The organism is Klebsiella sp. 141240 (assembly GCF_050600805.1).
Taxonomy (GTDB): Bacteria; Pseudomonadota; Gammaproteobacteria; order Enterobacterales; family Enterobacteriaceae; genus Klebsiella; species Klebsiella aerogenes.
The window spans coordinates 1-17,235 of the sequence record NZ_JAQIRK010000001.1 but is presented as its reverse complement, the minus strand read 5'-3'; the positions used below and the strand labels follow the sequence as shown (position 1 = coordinate 17,235).

17 protein-coding genes and 3 tRNA genes are annotated in these 17,235 nt (G+C 57.6%); 13 read left to right on the top strand and 7 right to left on the bottom strand.

All coding sequences use genetic code 11. From position 1 onward, the window contains the following. Positions 1 to 87: 87 nt before the first annotated feature. Positions 88 to 1,638 carry a nitric oxide reductase transcriptional regulator NorR gene (norR, locus tag PGQ95_RS00100; RefSeq protein WP_430916616.1) on the top strand — a complete coding sequence of 517 codons (1,551 nt, stop codon included), beginning with the start codon at positions 88 to 90 and terminating at the stop codon, positions 1,636 to 1,638. Here norR and gutQ read toward each other — a convergent pair. From gutQ to srlA, 7 genes are all read right to left on the bottom strand, one after another. Continuing rightward, positions 1,601 to 2,566: an arabinose-5-phosphate isomerase GutQ gene (gutQ, locus tag PGQ95_RS00095; protein WP_087859297.1), complete on the bottom strand. Its 966-nt coding sequence runs from the start codon at positions 2,564 to 2,566 to the stop codon at positions 1,601 to 1,603. The genes norR and gutQ overlap by 38 nt on opposite strands. Further along, positions 2,559 to 3,332 carry a glucitol operon DNA-binding transcriptional repressor SrlR gene (gene srlR, locus PGQ95_RS00090; protein ID WP_032708956.1) on the bottom strand — a complete coding sequence of 258 codons (774 nt, stop codon included), beginning with the start codon at positions 3,330 to 3,332 and terminating at the stop codon, positions 2,559 to 2,561. The genes gutQ and srlR overlap by 8 nt, the downstream gene beginning before the upstream one ends. Positions 3,333 to 3,399: 67 nt before the next feature. Then, positions 3,400 to 3,759 carry a transcriptional regulator GutM gene (gene gutM / locus PGQ95_RS00085; RefSeq protein WP_430916614.1) on the bottom strand — a complete coding sequence of 120 codons (360 nt, stop codon included), beginning with the start codon at positions 3,757 to 3,759 and terminating at the stop codon, positions 3,400 to 3,402. A gap of 124 nt (positions 3,760 to 3,883) precedes the next feature. Next, positions 3,884 to 4,663 carry a sorbitol-6-phosphate dehydrogenase gene (srlD, locus tag PGQ95_RS00080; RefSeq protein ID WP_213317203.1) on the bottom strand — a complete coding sequence of 260 codons (780 nt, stop codon included), beginning with the start codon at positions 4,661 to 4,663 and terminating at the stop codon, positions 3,884 to 3,886. Positions 4,664 to 4,675: 12 nt separating this feature from the next. Then, positions 4,676 to 5,038, bottom strand: coding sequence for a PTS glucitol/sorbitol transporter subunit IIA (gene srlB, locus PGQ95_RS00075; RefSeq protein ID WP_113374629.1), 363 nt, complete (start codon positions 5,036 to 5,038; stop codon positions 4,676 to 4,678). A gap of 13 nt (positions 5,039 to 5,051) precedes the next feature. Then, positions 5,052 to 6,023, bottom strand: a complete 972-nt coding sequence (gene srlE, locus PGQ95_RS00070; RefSeq protein ID WP_430916612.1) for a PTS glucitol/sorbitol transporter subunit IIB — start codon at positions 6,021 to 6,023, stop codon at positions 5,052 to 5,054. Beyond that, a complete protein-coding gene (gene srlA, locus PGQ95_RS00065) occupies positions 6,020 to 6,583 on the bottom strand; it encodes a PTS glucitol/sorbitol transporter subunit IIC (RefSeq protein WP_087859294.1) in 564 nt (187 codons plus the stop codon). The genes srlE and srlA overlap by 4 nt, the downstream gene beginning before the upstream one ends. Before the next feature lie 276 nt (positions 6,584 to 6,859). Between srlA and mltB the strand changes: the two genes are divergently transcribed. The 12 genes from mltB to PGQ95_RS00005 all read left to right on the top strand — a co-directional run bounded on the left by mltB (position 6,860) and on the right by PGQ95_RS00005 (position 17,222). Beyond that, positions 6,860 to 7,939: a lytic murein transglycosylase B gene (gene mltB / locus PGQ95_RS00060; protein ID WP_020078114.1), complete on the top strand. Its 1,080-nt coding sequence runs from the start codon at positions 6,860 to 6,862 to the stop codon at positions 7,937 to 7,939. 305 nt (positions 7,940 to 8,244) lie between these two features. Then, on the top strand, positions 8,245 to 8,955 hold the full coding sequence (locus PGQ95_RS00055; RefSeq protein WP_162750228.1) for a metal ABC transporter ATP-binding protein: 711 nt from the start codon (positions 8,245 to 8,247) through the stop codon (positions 8,953 to 8,955). Beyond that, on the top strand, positions 8,952 to 9,815 hold the full coding sequence (locus PGQ95_RS00050) for a metal ABC transporter permease (RefSeq protein ID WP_430916610.1): 864 nt from the start codon (positions 8,952 to 8,954) through the stop codon (positions 9,813 to 9,815). Before PGQ95_RS00055 ends, PGQ95_RS00050 begins: the two co-directional genes overlap by 4 nt. A gap of 7 nt (positions 9,816 to 9,822) precedes the next feature. Continuing rightward, a complete protein-coding gene (locus tag PGQ95_RS00045) occupies positions 9,823 to 10,701 on the top strand; it encodes a metal ABC transporter substrate-binding protein (protein WP_087859293.1) in 879 nt (292 codons plus the stop codon). 138 nt (positions 10,702 to 10,839) lie between these two features. Then, complete coding sequence (pncC, locus tag PGQ95_RS00040) at positions 10,840 to 11,337, top strand: nicotinamide-nucleotide amidase (protein ID WP_087859292.1); 498 nt, start codon at positions 10,840 to 10,842, stop codon at positions 11,335 to 11,337. An 89-nt stretch (positions 11,338 to 11,426) separates the two neighbouring features. Further along, positions 11,427 to 12,485 (top strand): recombinase RecA, encoded by a 1,059-nt coding sequence (gene recA / locus PGQ95_RS00035; RefSeq protein ID WP_015370055.1) that lies wholly within the window; start codon positions 11,427 to 11,429, stop codon positions 12,483 to 12,485. 70 nt (positions 12,486 to 12,555) lie between these two features. Then, positions 12,556 to 13,056, top strand: coding sequence for a recombination regulator RecX (gene recX, locus PGQ95_RS00030; protein ID WP_042894995.1), 501 nt, complete (start codon positions 12,556 to 12,558; stop codon positions 13,054 to 13,056). A 251-nt stretch (positions 13,057 to 13,307) separates the two neighbouring features. Next, positions 13,308 to 15,935 (top strand): alanine--tRNA ligase, encoded by a 2,628-nt coding sequence (gene alaS, locus PGQ95_RS00025; RefSeq protein WP_045395419.1) that lies wholly within the window; start codon positions 13,308 to 13,310, stop codon positions 15,933 to 15,935. Positions 15,936 to 16,298: 363 nt separating this feature from the next. Beyond that, positions 16,299 to 16,484 (top strand): carbon storage regulator CsrA, encoded by a 186-nt coding sequence (gene csrA, locus PGQ95_RS00020; RefSeq protein WP_000906486.1) that lies wholly within the window; start codon positions 16,299 to 16,301, stop codon positions 16,482 to 16,484. Positions 16,485 to 16,821: 337 nt separating this feature from the next. Continuing rightward, a tRNA-Ser gene (locus tag PGQ95_RS00015) sits at positions 16,822 to 16,914 on the top strand. A gap of 4 nt (positions 16,915 to 16,918) precedes the next feature. Then, positions 16,919 to 16,995, top strand: a tRNA-Arg gene (locus PGQ95_RS00010). Positions 16,996 to 17,145: 150 nt separating this feature from the next. Continuing rightward, a tRNA-Arg gene (locus tag PGQ95_RS00005) sits at positions 17,146 to 17,222 on the top strand. The last annotated feature ends 13 nt before the right edge of the window (positions 17,223 to 17,235 follow it).

The following is a 17,235-nucleotide window of genomic DNA, read 5'->3' as shown; positions in this document are numbered from 1 at the left end:
TTTTATGATTTTTGTTGCTGTCAAAATGACAATGATTAAAATAGTCGATATGACAATGGGTGTTGTCAAAATGACAATGGAGCGGCAATGAGTTTTTCCGTCGACGAGCTGGCGAGAATCGCCATTGATTTACAAAGCGATATTGGTCACACCGACCGTTTTTCGCGTCTGATTACTACCCTGCGGCAGATTCTCGGCTGCGATGCCTCGGCGCTGCTGCGCTACGAGGCGCATCAGTTTGTGCCGCTGGCGATCGATGGCCTGGCGCAGGATGTGCTCGGTCGGCGCTTTGCCCTGGAAGGACACCCGCGGCTTGAGGCGATTGCGCGTGCCGGGGATGTGGTGCGCTTCCCGGCGGATAGCGATCTGCCTGACCCCTACGACGGGCTGATCCCCGGTCATGAGAGTCTGAAGGTTCACGCCTGCGTTGGCCTGCCGCTGTTCGCCGGGCAGACGCTGATTGGCGCGCTGACCCTTGACGGCATGGATGCCGACCGTTTCGATAGCTTCAGCGATGAAGAGCTGCGGCTGATTGCCGCGCTGGTGGCTGGCGCCTTGAATAACGCGCTGCTCATCGCCCGCCTTGAGGCGCAAAATGTGTTGCCGGTGCAACCGGTGAATGACTCGCAGCCTGAGCGTCAGGAGATTATCGGCCTGTCGGCGCCCATGCTGCAGCTGAAAAAAGAGATCGATATCGTCGCCGCCTCGGATTTAAACGTGCTGATAAGCGGCGAAACCGGCACCGGTAAAGAGCTGGTGGCGAAGGCGGTGCACCAGGGATCGCCGCGAGCCGCCAATCCGCTGGTCTATCTCAACTGCGCGGCGCTGCCGGAAAGCGTGGCGGAGAGCGAGCTGTTCGGCCATGTGAAAGGGGCATTTACCGGCGCTATCAGCAACCGCAGCGGTAAATTTGAGATGGCTGATAACGGCACCCTGTTCCTCGATGAAATTGGCGAACTGTCGCTGGCGTTGCAGGCGAAGCTGCTGCGCGTGCTGCAGTATGGCGATATTCAGCGCGTCGGCGATGACCGCAGCCTGCGGGTCGATGTGCGGGTGCTGGCGGCGACGAACCGCGATCTGCGCCAGGAGGTGGTGGAAGGGCGCTTTCGCGCCGATCTGTACCATCGGCTGAGCGTCTTCCCGCTGTCGGTTCCGGCGCTACGCGAACGGGAAAACGATGTGGTGCTGCTGGCGGGCTATTTCTGTGAGCAGTGCCGCCTGCGGATGGGGCTGGCGCGGGTCATTTTGGCTGAGGCGGCGCGAAACAGGCTGCAGCAGTGGTCCTGGCCGGGCAACGTGCGCGAACTGGAGCATGCTATTCACCGGGCGGTGGTGCTGGCGCGGGCCACCCAGACCGGCGATGAAGTGGTACTGGAGCCGCAGCATTTCCAGTTTGCGGTGGCGGCGCCGATGTTGCCGACTGAGACGGCGGCAGCGGCGCCCGCGACGGGAAACGTCAATCTGCGCGAGGCGACCGACTCTTTTCAGCGAGAAGCGATTAGCCGCGCGCTGGAGGCGAACCAGCGCAACTGGGCGGCGACCGCCCGTGCGCTGGAACTGGACGTCGCCAACCTGCATCGGCTGGCGAAACGTCTGGGGCTTAAAGGATCCCTGCCTGGTAAAAGTTCTGCAGGTTGATGGCGCCGACCAGCAGGCCGTTTTCATCCACTACCGGCGCGGCGCTGATTTTATGTTTCATCAACCGCTCTTTGGCTTCCACCGCGCGACTTTCCGCCTGCAGCGTCACGCCGTTGCGGGTCATCGCCTGAGTGACGCCATCGTTGAGCGTACCGCCAGCAACCAGCCAGCGGCGCAGGTCGCCGTCGGTGAAAACGCCCTGCACGCGGTTGGCTTCATCGCAGACCGCCACCAGGCCGAGCCCGGTTCGGCTTAGTTCAAGCATGGCGTCCATGACGTTGGCGTCAGCATTGACCCGCGGCACTTCTTCATCGCGGCGCATCAGATGATGCACTTTGTTCAGCAGCCGCGCGCCGAGGGCGCCCGCCGGGTGGGAACGGGCGAAATCTTCTTCATTGAAACCGCGCGCCTGCATCACCGCCATCGCCAACGCGTCGCCCAGCATCAGCGTGTTGACGGTGCTGGAGGTCGGCGCCAGATGCATCGGACAGGCTTCGCGCTCTACGGCGATATCCAGCACCGCTTTCGCCGCCAGCGCCAGCGGCGAGGTGGATTTGCCGGTCATCGCCAGCAGCGGAATGGATTTCTCTTCCAGCCGCGGTACGATGAGATCCAGCTCTTTCGCGCTGCCGGAGTAGGAGATAAACAGCATCACGTCGCGGCTATCGAGCATGCCGAGATCGCCGTGCAGGGCTTCCGCCGGATGGACGAAAAAGGCCGGGGTGCCGGTGCTGGCGAAGGTTGCCGCTAGCTTTTTACCGATGTGGCCGGATTTACCGATACCGGAGACAATCAGTTTGCCCTCGCAGTGGATGATGGTTTCCGCCGCGCGGATGAAGTCGTCGCCCAGGCGTTCCGGCAGGCGGCTCGCCTCCTGCAGCTCAAGCATCAGGGTCTGGCGTCCGGCCTCTAACAAAAAGTTACTCATGATGTTCTCCAGTAATAATGACTTCAATACCTTTGGCTTCCAGCGCCCGCTGGAATTCAGGGTCAATATCGGCATCGGTAATCAATTTATCCACGCGTTCAAGGCCGCAGACAATGTTGGGACTTTTACGGCCAAACTTGGATGAGTCGGCCATCAGGATCACTTCGCGGGCGGCGTTACACATCGCCTTACTTACGGTATAGACCTCGTTAAAGGTGGTGACGCCCGCGACCAGATCAATGCCGTCGGTGCCCATAAACAGCTTGTCGAAGCTGAATTGTTCGAAGGCATTTTCCGCCAGTTGGCCGTGAAAGGAGGCCGATTTTTTACGGAAGGTGCCGCCCGGCATCAGGATGGTCTGCTCGTTATCGAGCTCGGAAAGCGCGTTGACGATATGCAGGCTGTTTGTCATCACCGTAATGTTATTGAAGCGGCTCAGCAACGGCACCATCTGCAGCACGGTGCTGCCGGCGTCGAGGATAATTGAATCGCCATCGTGGATGTATCGCACGGCGGCCTCGGCAATCTGCGCTTTCTTGTGGGTGTTGATCAGCGTCTTGTGGTCGATAGGCGGGTCGGCCTCGTCTTTATTTAACACTACGCCGCCGTAGGTGCGGATGACGGTCCCGGCATTCTCCAGTATCACCAGATCCTTACGGATAGTGGTGCCGGTGGTGTCGAAGTGTTGCGCCAGCTCTTCGACCGAGCATTTGCCCTGCGATTGCAGGTACTCGAGAATGGCTGCCTGGCGCTGACGTGGTTTCATAGGCGTTGTATCCTGCGTTTAAGTTTCGAAGTGATAATTTCGCAAGATATTAACTTTCACAACGAAATTATGCATGTTTCGGATTAAGCGCTAATGATAGTGCATTCTGACAGAGCGGATCATTGGGAAAGATCACATCAGGCTGCAATTCCTCGAGATGTTTACCGCTAAGCATGGGGATTTTTTGCGGGCTGGCGAAGACGGTGAGTCCCTTCATCAACAGCGTATCGCAAATACGATCGTTTTCATCGACGGCGATAGCGACAATCGCGCGCGGTTTAAAGCGCCCGGAGGAACGGCCTACGCCAACGCGGCCCTGCTGGCAAAGGCTATCAAAGGCGCGATTGAAGCGGCGGATCTGCCAGCCGCCGAACGCCAGTTGGCAAAGCCAGGCAATAGCGGCGGCGGTAATGAGTGCGGTAACCATAATGTCTCCTGAAGGTGTGATGCCGGGTACAACCCGGGTACCGTTTTTTGTCGGGTGGCGGCTAACGCCTTGCCCGACCTACAGTTTTGTTGCCCGGATAAGCGCAGCGCCATCCGGGAACCTTTTAAAACATCACCTGGCCGCCGGTGACGTTAATCGACTGCCCGGTGCAGTACGACGCCTGCGGGCTGGCGTAGAACATCAACACGTTCAGCACATCCTGGTAATCGCAGCCGCGTTTCAACGGCACCTTATCGATGTAGTACTGCTCGACTTCGCTCTCATCAATGCCGAGCTTGGTGGCGTACTGCGGCAGCAGCGACTGGAACATCGGTGATTTCAACAGATTGCCGAGCATCAGCGAATGCACGGTAATGCCGTATTCCGCCAGATCCAGCGCCAGCGACTGGGTCAGCCCGACGCCGCCGAACTTCGCCGCGCTATAGCCTGAGTTATGCTTACTGCCGACTTTGCCGGATTTCGAGTTGATCTGAATGATGCGACCTTTAATGCCATCGCGGATCATCAGTCGTGAGAACTCGCGGGCGCAGAGGAAATAGCCCACCAGGTTGACCTGCAGCGAGCGGTCAAAATCGCCCAGCGCGAAGTCGCTAATAAAGGCGGCCTTAGCGATACCGGCGCTGTAGACCAGGAGATCGACGCGCGTGAAAATCTCATCCACGCCGTGAGCCAGCGCCGTGACGCTGGCTTCGCTGGTGGCGTCGGCGCCGAAGCCGTATGCCGTACCTTCGCCATATTCAGTGTTGATCTCCTGGGCGACGCGGCTGGCTTTTTCACTTTGGATATCAACCACCGCCACGCGGTAGCCCTCGGCGGCCAGACCGCGGCACAGAAACTCTCCTAAGGTTTGTCCGCCACCAATGACAACAGCAACCTGATTCATCTTTCTCTCCTTCTAAGCAACAAATTTCAGTACACAGCCGGTCGCGATGGCGTCCGGCACCGGGCCCGCGACGTGAACGGTTCCGGGAAACTCCGCCTGACGATGACCGTCAAAGCGCAGGGTGATGTGGCCCAGCTCGCGCAGGTTTTGCTCGGCGACCTCGCCGACGGCGGTCACCGGATAATGCCGATCGCCGAGCTGTAGCTCTGCGCCCGGGCGCAGCGCGCCGCATAGCTCGCCGTGGTTGTGAATAAAGCAATACTCTTCGATATCCGCCGGTGCGCCTTCGCGGAAGGTAATGAGCATCTGTTCTTCCAGCGCCGTCGCCGCGCTGGCGCCGATACGGGTAATGGTGGTGTGGTAAATGACGGTCATCTTAAGGAACCTCTTATTGGTAAATAAATCCGGAAACGAACCACGCGATCAGCACGGTTGGCGCGCCGGTGAGGAAGCGGCTGACCAGTACCGACGGCACGCCGACGCGTACCGTCTCCTGACGGGCTTCGGCCAGCGACAGGCCTACCGGGATAAAATCGCAGGCGGCCTGGGCATTAATGGCAAACAGCGCGGGTAGGGCGAGATGCGGTGGAATGTTGCCCAGACCGATCTGGACGCCAATCAGTACGCCGATCACCTGGGCTATCACCGCGCCGGGGCCGAGAAACGGCGATAACAACGGGAAGGAACAGATCAGCGCCAGCGTCACCAGCCCCAGCGGATGGCTGGCGAGCGGCGCCAGGCCGTGGGCAATCCAGTCGCCGATGCCGGAGGCCATGATGATGCCGATCAGCGCCGAGACGAAGGCCATAAACGGCAGAATGGTTTTCAGCACCGTATCAATGGTGTCACGCCCGGCCTGGAACAGTACCGCCACTACCGAACCCATCCCCATCCCGACCTTAGCCAGCAGGCCGTCGCTCTGTTCGGTAATCTTCTTGCTGGTATCGTAATCGCGGCCCGCGGCGGGGAGTGGTTGCACTGCCGTCTCGCCGCTATCTTCCAGCAGTTTGATGTTCTCTTCTTTGACTCCGGAGACGTAAATATCTTCGACGATATACTGCGCCAGCGGCCCGGATTTACCGGTGGCGTGGATGTTGATGGTCGGAATACGGCGCTTCGGGTAGAGGCCGCAGCGCAGGGTGCCGCCGCAGTCAATAATGGCGAGGCCAATTTCGCTTTCCGCCGGTTCACCTTCTTTAAATCCATCAACCGCCTGCCAGCCGGTCAGGCTGGCGAGCGTATCGACGATCGCCGGGCGGGTGCCTGCGGTGATATAGACAATCTTTTTGCCCTCAACGATGTCGAGCTCAAGCGGGCCGCCCCAACCGCCGGTCCCTTTTTCAATACGAATACGGGTCATGATGTCGCTCCTGACAGATGCACTTTCTGGTCAAGTTGAATCGCCATTTTTCTTTCGAAAATAGAGGTGGTCAGGTCGGTGATCCAGCCGCGGAAGAAGTTGGTCACCAGGCCAACCAGCAGGTAGCTCACCGCCAGCGGGCCAAGCGGCAGGCCCAGCGTGGTGAGGCCGTTGGCGATGCCGAGATAAACAAACAGCTCGCCGGGGTTGATGTGCGGAAACAGCCCGTTCATCGAATGACAGCTATAGGAGGCCGCCGCGTAGTAGCTCGGTTTGTATTTCTCCGGCATAAAGCGGCCAAGGCTTAAGGTCATGGGGTTGCAGAAGACAAAGGTACCGATGCAAGGCAGCAGCAGGTAACGGGTAAGCGGGTTGCCGGCGCAGCGCTGCGCCAGCTTTTCGATCCGCTGCTGGCCGATAAAGTTGATCAGCGCGTTCATGATCACCAGCAGGCTTATCAGCAGCGGCAGGATCCCGGTCACCATACCGGTAAACACCTCGCCGCCTTTCTGAAACAGGCCGATGAACCACTCAGCGCCGTGGGTAACGATTTCAATCATTGTTCTCTCCTTCAGCGTATTATTTTTCTTGCTAACTGGAGGCTGATTTTAATCACTTTGAAAGGTTTAAAAGTGTTAAATTGATCGCAAAATGAAAGATAAATATTTTATTTTGAAAGTTTGTGCTCGATGAGTGAAAAAATTAACGTGCAGATCGAACTCGGAGAACGTGCAAAAAAAGGACTATTTTGTCTGCAAATGTATTGCCGCTTCCTTGTTGGCGGGCGCATGCTTTACCATAATTACCCTTTGCCGATTTTGTTAAATGGAATTCCCATGTTGAAGCGTCGCTATCTGGCTTTACTCCCTTTATGTGCACTTCTCGCTGCCTGCAGCAGCAAACCTAAGACCCCCGCGGAAGCGGAGATGGCGAGCGGAACCGGCGGCTTTTTGCTGGAACCGCAGCATAACGTGATGCAGATGGGCGGCGATTTCGCCAATAACCCAGCGGCGGCGCAGTTCATCGATAAGATGGTGGCGAAGCACGGCTTCGATAGACAGCAGCTCCAGGAGATTCTGTCGCAGGCTAAGCGCCTGGACTACGTGCTGCGGCTGATGGATCGCCAGGCGCCGAGCGGGCTGCCGCCGACCGGGCCAAACGGCGCCTGGTTACGCTATAAGAAACAGTTTATTACGCCGGATAACGTGCAGAACGGCGTGGTGTTCTGGAACCAGTATCAGGACGCGCTGAACCGCGCGTATCAGGTCTACGGCGTACCGCCGGAAATCATCGTCGGCATTATCGGCGTGGAAACCCGCTGGGGCCGGGTGATGGGCAAAACCCGCATCCTCGATGCGCTGGCGACGTTGTCGTTTAACTATCCGCGCCGCGCTGAATACTTCTCCTCTGAGCTGGAAACCTTCCTGCTGATGGCGCGCAGCGAAAGCGATGACCCGCTGGATCTGAAAGGCTCCTTTGCCGGCGCGATGGGCTACGGCCAGTTTATGCCGTCGTCGTATAAGCAATACGCGGTGGACTTCAACGGCGACGGTCATATCAACCTGTGGGATCCGGTTGATGCCATCGGTAGCGTGGCGAACTACTTTAAACAGCACGGTTGGGTGAGCGGCGATACCGTCGCGGTGCAGGCTCTGGGCCAGGCGCCGGGTCTGGATAACGGCTTTAAAACCAAATACAGCGTTTCACAGCTGTCGGCGGCGGGGTTAACCCCAACGCAGCCGCTGGGCAACCATCAGCAGGCCAGCCTGCTGCGGCTGGATATCGGCACCGGGTACCAGTACTGGTATGGCCTGCCGAACTTCTACACTATCACCCGCTATAACCACAGCACTCACTACGCGATGGCTGTCTGGCAACTGGGGCTGGCGGTTTCGCAGGCCCGCGGCGGGTATTGATCCTTTCATCCAGCCGACAAATTTCGAGTTCCCCGGATGGCGGCGCGTAGCGCCTTATCCGGGCTACGGTCTGGTATCTGTTTGGTAGCCCCGCGACGCTGCGCTTATCCATCCGTTTTTTCCCGTCTGCGTGCCTCTTGTTGACCTTTGTTACATTTCCTCTCGCTGACGCAGATTTACATTCTTTTCTGAATCCCATATTGTTATGTTATAACATTTTAATGGGGCGGGAATATGTTCACATCGGTTTTTATGGCATCCGGCGCGGCGCGCGTGGCAATCGCCAGCGGACTGCTGGCGGCGCTATGGCTGGCCACATGGTGGGCGGTGGCGCTGCCATGATTGAGCTGGATCACCTGGTTGCCGGGTATGAAGGCATGGCAATCACTCCGGCGCTAAGCGGCGTGATTGCGGCGGGAAGCCTGACGGCGATTGTCGGGCTTAATGGCTGTGGTAAATCGACGCTGCTGAAAACGCTGGCTGGATTTATTCCACCGGTTAGCGGCCGGCTGAACTGGCGCAAAGGGCGGCCAGTGGTCGGCTGGCTGGCGCAGCGCCATGCCCTGGAATCACAGTTTCCGCTGCTGGTGCGCGATGTCGTCAGCCAGGGGGCATGGCCGCGAGTCTCGCTGCTGCGCGGTCTGGGCGGCGGCGAGCGTCAGCGCATCAAGGCGGCGCTCGAGCGGGTGGGGCTCAGCGCGCTGGCCAATACGCCGATTGAAGAACTCTCGGGCGGCCAGTTCCAGCGCATGCTCTTTGCCAGGGTGATGGTGCAACAGGCGCCGCTGGTGATGTTGGACGAGCCGTTTACCGGCGTCGATGAGGCCACCAGCCGCGAGCTGATGGCGCTTATCGTCGATATGCATCGAGAGGGGCAAACGATACTGGCGGTGCTGCACGATAACCAGTGCGTGGCCGATTTCTTTCCCGAGACGCTGCTGCTTGAACCCCAGCACGCGCGCTGGGGCGAGACGTCAAGTGTGCTTCCTGCCTTCAACACCGCGAGGCAGGCATGATCTGGCATACCTTTTTTCAACCTTTTATTGAATTTGGCTTTATGCGCCGGGCGCTGGTGGTGTGCTTCGCGCTGTCGCTGAGCACCACCATGTTAGGCGTGCTATTGCTGCTGCGACGGATGAGCCTGATGGGCGATGCGCTGTCGCACGCCATTCTGCCGGGGGTGGCGGCGGGTTATCTCCTTAACGGCATGTCGCTGCTGGCGATGAGCGTTGGCGGATTTATCGCCGGGATCGCGGTGGCGCTGGTGGCAGGCTGGGTCAGCCGGCGAACGCCGCTGAAAGAGGACGCCAGTTTTGCCGGGTTTTACCTCGGCTCGCTGGCGCTTGGCGTCACGCTGGTCTCGCTGCGCGGCTCCAGCGTCGATCTGCTGCACCTGCTGTTCGGTTCGATTCTGGCGGTGGATAGCGACGCGGCGTTCTTTGTCACCGGCGTGGCGAGCCTGACGCTGCTGTGCATTGCGCTGTTTTATCGCGGGCTGGTCAGCGAGGCATTCGATAGCGCCTGGCTACAGGTCAACGCGCGGCGGCTACCGGCGCTGCTGCACGGCCTGTTTCTCGCGCTATTGGTACTGAACCTGGTGGCGGGGTTTCAGGTGCTCGGCACGCTAATGGCGGTAGGGCTGATGATGTTGCCCGCGGTAGCGGCGCGCTGCTGGGCACGAACGCTGCCGGGCATTTTGTTGCTGGCGGCGGCGATCGGCACGTTTTGCGCCTGGATGGGATTGAGCCTTTCGTGGGCAGTGAATTTACCCGCCGGGCCCGCCATCGTGCTGACCGCCAGCGTACTGTTTTTTATTTCAGTGTTTTTTGGCACGCGCAGCCGGCTGGTCGTTGGCTGGCGCAAATTGATGGGGTAAGGAAATGATGAAACGAAGTGCAGTGGTGATGGCGTTAGCCGTGGGGCTGATGGCGCAGGGGGCGATGGCAAAAACGCTGAACGTGGTAAGCAGTTTTTCGGTGTTGGGCGATATGGTGCAGCAGGTCGGCGGCGAGCATGTTCATGTCGATACGCTGGTAGGGCCGGATGGCGATCCGCACACCTTTGAACCCTCACCGAAGGATAGCGCGCTGCTCAGCAAAGCCGACGTGGTGGTGGTCAACGGGCTTGGCCTGGAAGGGTGGCTGGATCGGCTGGTGAAAGCGTCCGGTTTTAAGGGCGAATTAGTGGTGGCTTCAAAAGGGGTTAAGACGCATACCCTTGATGAAGACGGTAAAACGGTGACCGATCCGCACGCCTGGAATAGCGCCGCTAATGGCGCGTTGTACGCGCAGAATATCCTTGATGGCCTGGTGAAAGCCGACCCGCAGGATAAAGCGGCGCTCCAGAGCAGCGGTAAGCGTTATATCGAGCAGCTGACGGCAATTGACGGCTGGGCGAAGGCGCAGTTTAGCGCCATCCCGCAGGCGAAGCGTAAAGTGCTGACCAGCCATGACGCTTTCGGCTATTTTGGCCGCGCTTACAACGTGACGTTCCTTGCGCCGCAGGGGCTCTCATCCGAGAGCGAAGCCAGCGCGGCGCAGGTGGCGGCGTTGATTAAGCAAATCAAAGCCGATGGCGTACATACCTGGTTTATGGAGAACCAGCTGGACCCGCGTCTGGTGCAGCAAATCGCTGGCGCGACGGGGGCGCAACCGGGCGGCGAACTCTATCCGGAAGCGCTGTCTAAGCCGGGCGGCGTAGCCGATAGCTACGTTAAAATGCTGCGCCATAACGTCGAGCTCATCGCCAATAGTATGAAGTAACAGGTTGTCTGGTCGTCCCGGTTGCAGCGGGACGGCCCATTTTTGGATCCCCCCTCGTAAAATCACCACCTCGTCCCCATATCTCTGTCGAAAGTGCTATCTTTGATGGCCTCTTTATCTGGCTTAAGCGGGGCAAAAATGACCGATTCAGAATTAATGCAGCTAAGCGAACAGGTTGGGCTGGCGCTGAAAGCGCAGGGCGCGACGGTGACCACCGCGGAGTCCTGCACCGGCGGCTGGATAGCCAAAGCGCTGACCGATATTGCCGGTAGCTCAGCGTGGTTTGAGCGCGGTTTCGTGACCTATAGCAACGAAGCCAAATCGCAGATGATTGGCGTGAGCGAAGTGACGTTACTGGATAACGGCGCGGTGAGCGAACCGGTGGTTGTCGAGATGGCAATTGGCGCGCTACGCGCGGCGCGCGCCACCTATGCGGTATCGGTCAGCGGTGTCGCCGGCCCGGACGGCGGCAGCGCGGAGAAGCCCGTCGGCACCGTGTGGTTCGGCGTCGCCTGTGCGAACGGGCAGGGCGTGACCCGCCGCGAATGCTTTGCCGGAGACCGCGAAGCGGTGCGTCGTCAGGCGACGGCCTATGCGTTAAATCTGCTCTGGCAACAATTTCTACAAAATACTTGATACTGTATGACCATACAGTATAATTGCCTCAACTGAACAAATATTAACGGCGAAGCGAACGCGCTTCACCTCGCATGACAGGAGTAACAATGGCGATCGACGAAAACAAACAGAAAGCGTTGGCGGCAGCACTGGGCCAGATCGAAAAGCAATTCGGTAAAGGCTCCATCATGCGCCTGGGTGAAGACCGTTCCATGGACGTGGAAACCATCTCCACCGGTTCGCTTTCTCTGGATATCGCGCTCGGCGCAGGCGGTCTGCCAATGGGCCGTATCGTTGAGATCTACGGGCCGGAATCATCGGGTAAAACTACCCTGACGCTGCAGGTTATCGCCGCAGCGCAGCGTGAAGGCAAAACCTGTGCGTTCATCGATGCCGAACACGCGCTGGATCCGGTATATGCCCGCAAGCTGGGCGTTGATATCGACAACCTGCTGTGCTCCCAGCCGGATACCGGCGAGCAGGCGCTGGAAATCTGTGACGCGCTGGCGCGTTCCGGCGCGGTAGACGTTATCGTCGTCGACTCCGTGGCGGCGCTGACGCCGAAGGCGGAAATCGAAGGCGAAATCGGCGACTCTCACATGGGCCTCGCGGCGCGTATGATGAGCCAGGCGATGCGTAAACTGGCTGGTAACCTGAAGCAGTCCAACACGTTGCTGATCTTCATCAACCAGATCCGTATGAAAATCGGCGTGATGTTCGGTAACCCGGAAACCACCACCGGTGGTAACGCGCTGAAGTTCTATGCCTCCGTGCGTCTGGACATTCGCCGCATCGGCGCGGTGAAAGAGGGCGACAACGTTGTCGGCAGCGAAACCCGCGTGAAAGTGGTGAAAAACAAAATCGCCGCGCCGTTCAAACAGGCTGAATTCCAGATCCTCTACGGTGAAGGCATCAACTTCTTCGGCGAGCTGGTTGACCTCGGCGTGAAAGAGAAGCTGATTGAAAAAGCAGGTGCCTGGTATAGCTACAACGGCGACAAAATCGGTCAGGGTAAAGCGAACGCTATCTCCTGGCTGAAAGATAACCCGGCGGCGGCGAAAGAAATTGAGAAGAAAGTTCGCGAACTGCTGCTCAACAACCAGGACTCCACGCCGGACTTCGCGGTTGACGGCAACGACGCAGAAGAAACCGAACAAGATTTCTGATATCGTCTAAAAGAGTGACAAAGGGCTGCTGATGCGGCCCTTTTGCTTTTCTTAGATTATCGAGGTGCCTGTGACTGAGACTTCACCACGCCGCTCCGGCTATGCGCGTCTTTTGGATCGCGCAATTCGTATTCTGGCGATGCGCGATCATAGCGAACAGGAGCTGCGGCGTAAGCTGGCGGCGCCGGTAATGAGTAAAAACGGCCCTGAAAAGCTGGACATCACGCCGGAAGAGCTCGAACAGGTGGTCGGCTGGTGCCTGGAAAACCGCTATCTTGATGACCAGCGTTTTGTTCGCCAGTTTATTGCCAGCCGGAGCCGCAAGGGCTACGGGCCGGCACGTATCCGCCAGGAGTTGAATCAAAAGGGCATTGGCCGCAGCGACATCGAAAGCGCGATGCGCGAGTGTGAAATCGACTGGGCGGCGCTGGCGAAAGAGCAGGCGCAGCGTAAATACGGCGAACCGTTACCTACCGCCTTTACTGAAAAAGTTAAAATCCAGCGATTTTTGCTGTACCGCGGCTATCTGATGGAAGATATCCAGGAAATCTGGCGAAATTTTGCAGATTGACCCATCGGGGATTTTACTTCCCTCTAAAGAAAACTTATCTTATTCCCACTTTATTCCGTCGGGCCGCTGCTTGTGATTGCATAATCAGCGTCCAGGGCGATTATTCCTTATACACAAAATCATTCAAGCTGCATCACGGCGGCAAGAGAGAACAGCTTCTGGGGCGTACGTGAGTTCACTACCGGGAGAGGACGTTCCGCCAGGTCAGAGGCGACTTGAAGGATGAAGTGTAGCTTGATTTCAGGATAATTATGAGCAAGAGCACCGCTGAGATCCGTCAGGCGTTTCTCGACTTTTTCCATAGTAAGGGACATCAGGTAGTTGCCAGCAGCTCCCTGGTGCCGCACAACGATCCGACCCTGCTGTTTACCAACGCCGGGATGAACCAGTTCAAGGATGTCTTCCTTGGTCTCGACAAACGTAATTATTCGCGCGCGACCACCGCGCAGCGTTGCGTGCGTGCGGGCGGTAAACACAACGATCTGGAAAACGTCGGTTACACCGCGCGTCACCACACCTTCTTCGAAATGCTGGGCAACTTCAGCTTCGGCGATTACTTCAAGCAGGATGCCATCAAATACGCATGGGAACTGCTGACCGGTGAGAACTGGTTCGCCCTGCCGAAAGAAAAACTGTGGGTTACCGTTTACGAGACCGATGACGAAGCTTTCGACATCTGGGCCAATGAAGTGGGCGTTCCGCGCGAGCGTATTATCCGCATCGGCGACAACAAAGGCGCGCCGTTTGCTTCTGATAACTTCTGGCAGATGGGCGATACCGGTCCGTGCGGCCCATGCACCGAAATCTTCTTTGACCATGGCGACCACATCTGGGGCGGCCCTCCGGGAAGCCCGGAAGAAGATGGTGACCGTTACATTGAGATCTGGAACATCGTCTTCATGCAGTTCAACCGTCAGGCTGACGGTACCATGGAGCCGCTGCCGAAGCCTTCCGTTGATACCGGTATGGGGCTGGAGCGTATTGCCGCTGTACTGCAGCACGTTAATTCCAACTATGACATCGACCTGTTCCGCAACCTGATTGCGAGCGTGGCGAAAGTCACCGGCGCGACCGATCTCACTAACAAGTCGCTGCGCGTTATTGCCGATCACATTCGTTCCTGCGCATTCCTGATTGCTGATGGCGTGATCCCGTCGAATGAAAACCGCGGCTACGTGCTGCGTCGTATCATTCGCCGCGCGATTCGCCACGGTAACATGCTGGGCGCGAAGGATACCTTCTTCTGGAAACTGGTTGCTCCGCTTATCGACGTGATGGGCGCCGCCGGTGAAGAGCTGAAACAGCAGCAGGCTCTGGTAGAGCAGGTGCTGAAAACCGAAGAAGAGCAGTTTGCGCGCACACTGGAGCGCGGACTGGCGCTGCTGGACGAGGAACTGTCGAAGCTTAAAGGCGACACGCTGGACGGCGAAACCGCCTTCCGTCTGTATGACACCTATGGCTTCCCGGTTGATCTGACGGCGGACGTCTGCCGCGAGCGCAACATCAAGGTTGACGAAGCAGGCTTTGAAGCCGCGATGGAAGAGCAGCGCCGCCGCGCGCGCGAGTCCAGCGGTTTCGGCGCTGACTATAACGCGATGATTCGCGTTGACGGCGCATCGGAATTTAAAGGCTACGATCATCTGGAACTGAACGGCAAAGTTACTGCGCTGTTCATCGACGGCAAAGCGGTTGATAGCGTCAGCGCGGGTCAGGATGCGGTTGTAGTCCTCGACCAGACGCCATTCTATGCGGAATCCGGCGGTCAGGTAGGCGATAAAGGCGAACTGAAAGGCGCTGGCTTCTCCTTCACGGTCAGCGATACGCAGAAGTACGGCCAGGCTATTGGTCATATCGGTAAAGTCGCCAGCGGTTCCCTGAAAGTGGGTGACGCGGTGCAGGCCGATGTCGATCAGGCTCGCCGTCAGCGTATTCGTCTCAACCACTCCGCGACGCACCTGATGCACGCGGCGCTGCGCCAGGTTCTCGGTACCCACGTGGCGCAGAAAGGCTCGCTGGTTAACGATAAAGCGCTGCGTTTTGACTTCTCGCATTTTGAAGCGATGAAGCCGGAAGAAATTAGAGCGGTGGAAGATCTGGTGAACGCCCAGATCCGCCGTAACCTGGCTATCGAAACCAATATCATGGATATCGATGCCGCGCGTGAATCCGGCGCTATGGCGCTGTTCGGCGAGAAATACGACGATCGCGTTCGCGTACTGCGGATGGGCGATTTCTCCACCGAGCTGTGCGGCGGTACTCACGCGGCGCGTACCGGTGATATCGGCCTGTTCCGTATTACCTCTGAATCCGGTACCGCCGCAGGCGTGCGCCGTATTGAAGCGGTGACCGGCGAAGGGGCGATTGCCAGCCTGCATGCGCAGAGCGATCAGCTCAGCGATATCGCCCAGCTGCTGAAGGGCGATAGCCACAGCATCGGCGATAAAGTTCGCGCGGCGCTTGAGCGTACCCGTCAGTTGGAAAAAGAGCTGCAGCAGCTGAAAGAGCAGGCTGCGGCGCAGGAGAGCGCTAATCTCTCCAGTAAAGCGGAAGAAATTAACGGTGTTAAGCTGCTGGTCAGCGAGCTGGCCGGCGTTGAGCCGAAAATGCTGCGTACCATGGTTGATGATCTGAAAAACCAGCTCGGTTCGACGGTCGTTGTATTAGCTACGGTAGCGGATGGTAAGGTTTCTCTGATTGCAGGTGTGTCTAAGGATGTGACAGACCGCGTGAAAGCAGGGGAGCTGGTTGGTATGGTCGCCCAGCAGGTGGGCGGTAAAGGGGGCGGTCGTCCGGATATGGCGCAAGCCGGCGGTACCGATGCGTCTGCTCTCCCTGCTGCGTTAGCCAGTGTGAAAGGCTGGGTCAGCGCAAAACTGTAATAACTATAAACGCATTTACCCTAAATAATTCGAGTTGCAGAAAGGCGGCGACGCAGCGAATCCCCAGGAGCTTACTCAAGTAAGTGACTGGGGTGAGTGAGGAAAGCCAACATACATGCAACTTGAAGTATGACGGGTATAGGTGCCGTAACCTGATGGGAGCGGCATCTTGCGTCATAAGTACTGATAACGATAAAGTCGGGTTGAAGTTGTGTAGATCGGCTAAACTTAGGTTTAACAGAATGTGATGCCGTGACTGCTTACACCGCGAGGTGTTTGTCATCGCTTACTTTTTGGCGTTATATGATGGATAATGCCGGGATGCGAGAGACCCGACTCTTTTAATCTTTCAAGGAGCAAAGAATGCTGATTCTGACTCGTCGAGTTGGTGAGACCCTCATGATTGGAGATGAGGTCACTGTGACAGTTTTAGGGGTTAAGGGTAACCAGGTACGTATTGGTGTCAACGCCCCTAAAGAAGTCTCTGTACATCGTGAAGAAATCTACCAGCGTATCCAGGCTGAAAAATCCCAGCAGTCCAGTTACTAAGCTTTCCGCGCCTCGCTTTATTGTGAGGCGCATCCCTCCGGCGGTCGTTTTTCTCTTTTCTTCTCCTTTTTCTTCTCTCGCGACATCCTCTCTTTTGTTTTTATTCGCCGTGCGTCATTTTTCGTTGTCGCTTTTGAGTGGCCGTAAAGGGCTATTTCCTGTTGATAAAATACTCTTTTTGCCGTTTTTGCAGGCTAATTGCGCGTGAAGTGTGCAAACGGAAAAAGCTCTCGAAAAATTGTTTGACTTATAAGTCTCAGAAAGTAATATGTGCGCCATCGCAGCGACGAAGAGCAGAAACAAGTTCTTCGAAGCACTCGCAAGAGGCGTGTTGTGTGGTGAGGTGGCCGAGAGGCTGAAGGCGCTCCCCTGCTAAGGGAGTATGCGGTCAAAAGCTGCATCCGGGGTTCGAATCCCCGCCTCACCGCCATTTTGCATCCGTAGCTCAGCTGGATAGAGTACTCGGCTACGAACCGAGCGGTCGGAGGTTCGAATCCTCCCGGATGCACCATCTTCTCTCTGTAAACAGAAAGAAGAACGCTGTGAAAGCAGCGGCCCGCAGTGCGAGGCGTAATCGAGTCACTCTACCGATTACTCCATCATACTCAGTGTGGCATGTGTTAGTTGTGACACTGACGCGTAGTAAAGCAAGTTTCCCGATGCATCCGTAGCTCAGCTGGATAGAGTACTCGGCTACGAACCGAGCGGTCGGAGGTTCGAATCCTCCCGGATGCACCATATTCTCCTTAGT

What these genes read in the sequence shown, in the direction of transcription:
- srlR (WP_032708956.1), bottom strand. Translation starts at nt 3,332, where the DNA reads ATGAAACCACGTCAGCGCCAGGCAGCCATTCTCGAGTACCTGCAATCG.
- pncC (WP_087859292.1), top strand. Translation starts at nt 10,840, where the DNA reads ATGACCGATTCAGAATTAATGCAGCTAAGCGAACAGGTTGGGCTGGCG.
- PGQ95_RS00045 (WP_087859293.1), top strand. Translation starts at nt 9,823, where the DNA reads ATGAAACGAAGTGCAGTGGTGATGGCGTTAGCCGTGGGGCTGATGGCG.
- PGQ95_RS00055 (WP_162750228.1), top strand. Translation starts at nt 8,245, where the DNA reads ATGGCTGGCCACATGGTGGGCGGTGGCGCTGCCATGATTGAGCTGGAT.
- mltB (WP_020078114.1), top strand. Translation starts at nt 6,860, where the DNA reads ATGTTGAAGCGTCGCTATCTGGCTTTACTCCCTTTATGTGCACTTCTC.
- gutM (WP_430916614.1), bottom strand. Translation starts at nt 3,759, where the DNA reads ATGGTTACCGCACTCATTACCGCCGCCGCTATTGCCTGGCTTTGCCAA.
- csrA (WP_000906486.1), top strand. Translation starts at nt 16,299, where the DNA reads ATGCTGATTCTGACTCGTCGAGTTGGTGAGACCCTCATGATTGGAGAT.
- PGQ95_RS00050 (WP_430916610.1), top strand. Translation starts at nt 8,952, where the DNA reads ATGATCTGGCATACCTTTTTTCAACCTTTTATTGAATTTGGCTTTATG.
- norR (WP_430916616.1), top strand. Translation starts at nt 88, where the DNA reads ATGAGTTTTTCCGTCGACGAGCTGGCGAGAATCGCCATTGATTTACAA.
- alaS (WP_045395419.1), top strand. Translation starts at nt 13,308, where the DNA reads ATGAGCAAGAGCACCGCTGAGATCCGTCAGGCGTTTCTCGACTTTTTC.
- srlD (WP_213317203.1), bottom strand. Translation starts at nt 4,663, where the DNA reads ATGAATCAGGTTGCTGTTGTCATTGGTGGCGGACAAACCTTAGGAGAG.
- srlB (WP_113374629.1), bottom strand. Translation starts at nt 5,038, where the DNA reads ATGACCGTCATTTACCACACCACCATTACCCGTATCGGCGCCAGCGCG.
- gutQ (WP_087859297.1), bottom strand. Translation starts at nt 2,566, where the DNA reads ATGAGTAACTTTTTGTTAGAGGCCGGACGCCAGACCCTGATGCTTGAG.
- srlA (WP_087859294.1), bottom strand. Translation starts at nt 6,583, where the DNA reads ATGATTGAAATCGTTACCCACGGCGCTGAGTGGTTCATCGGCCTGTTT.
- recA (WP_015370055.1), top strand. Translation starts at nt 11,427, where the DNA reads ATGGCGATCGACGAAAACAAACAGAAAGCGTTGGCGGCAGCACTGGGC.
- srlE (WP_430916612.1), bottom strand. Translation starts at nt 6,023, where the DNA reads ATGACCCGTATTCGTATTGAAAAAGGGACCGGCGGTTGGGGCGGCCCG.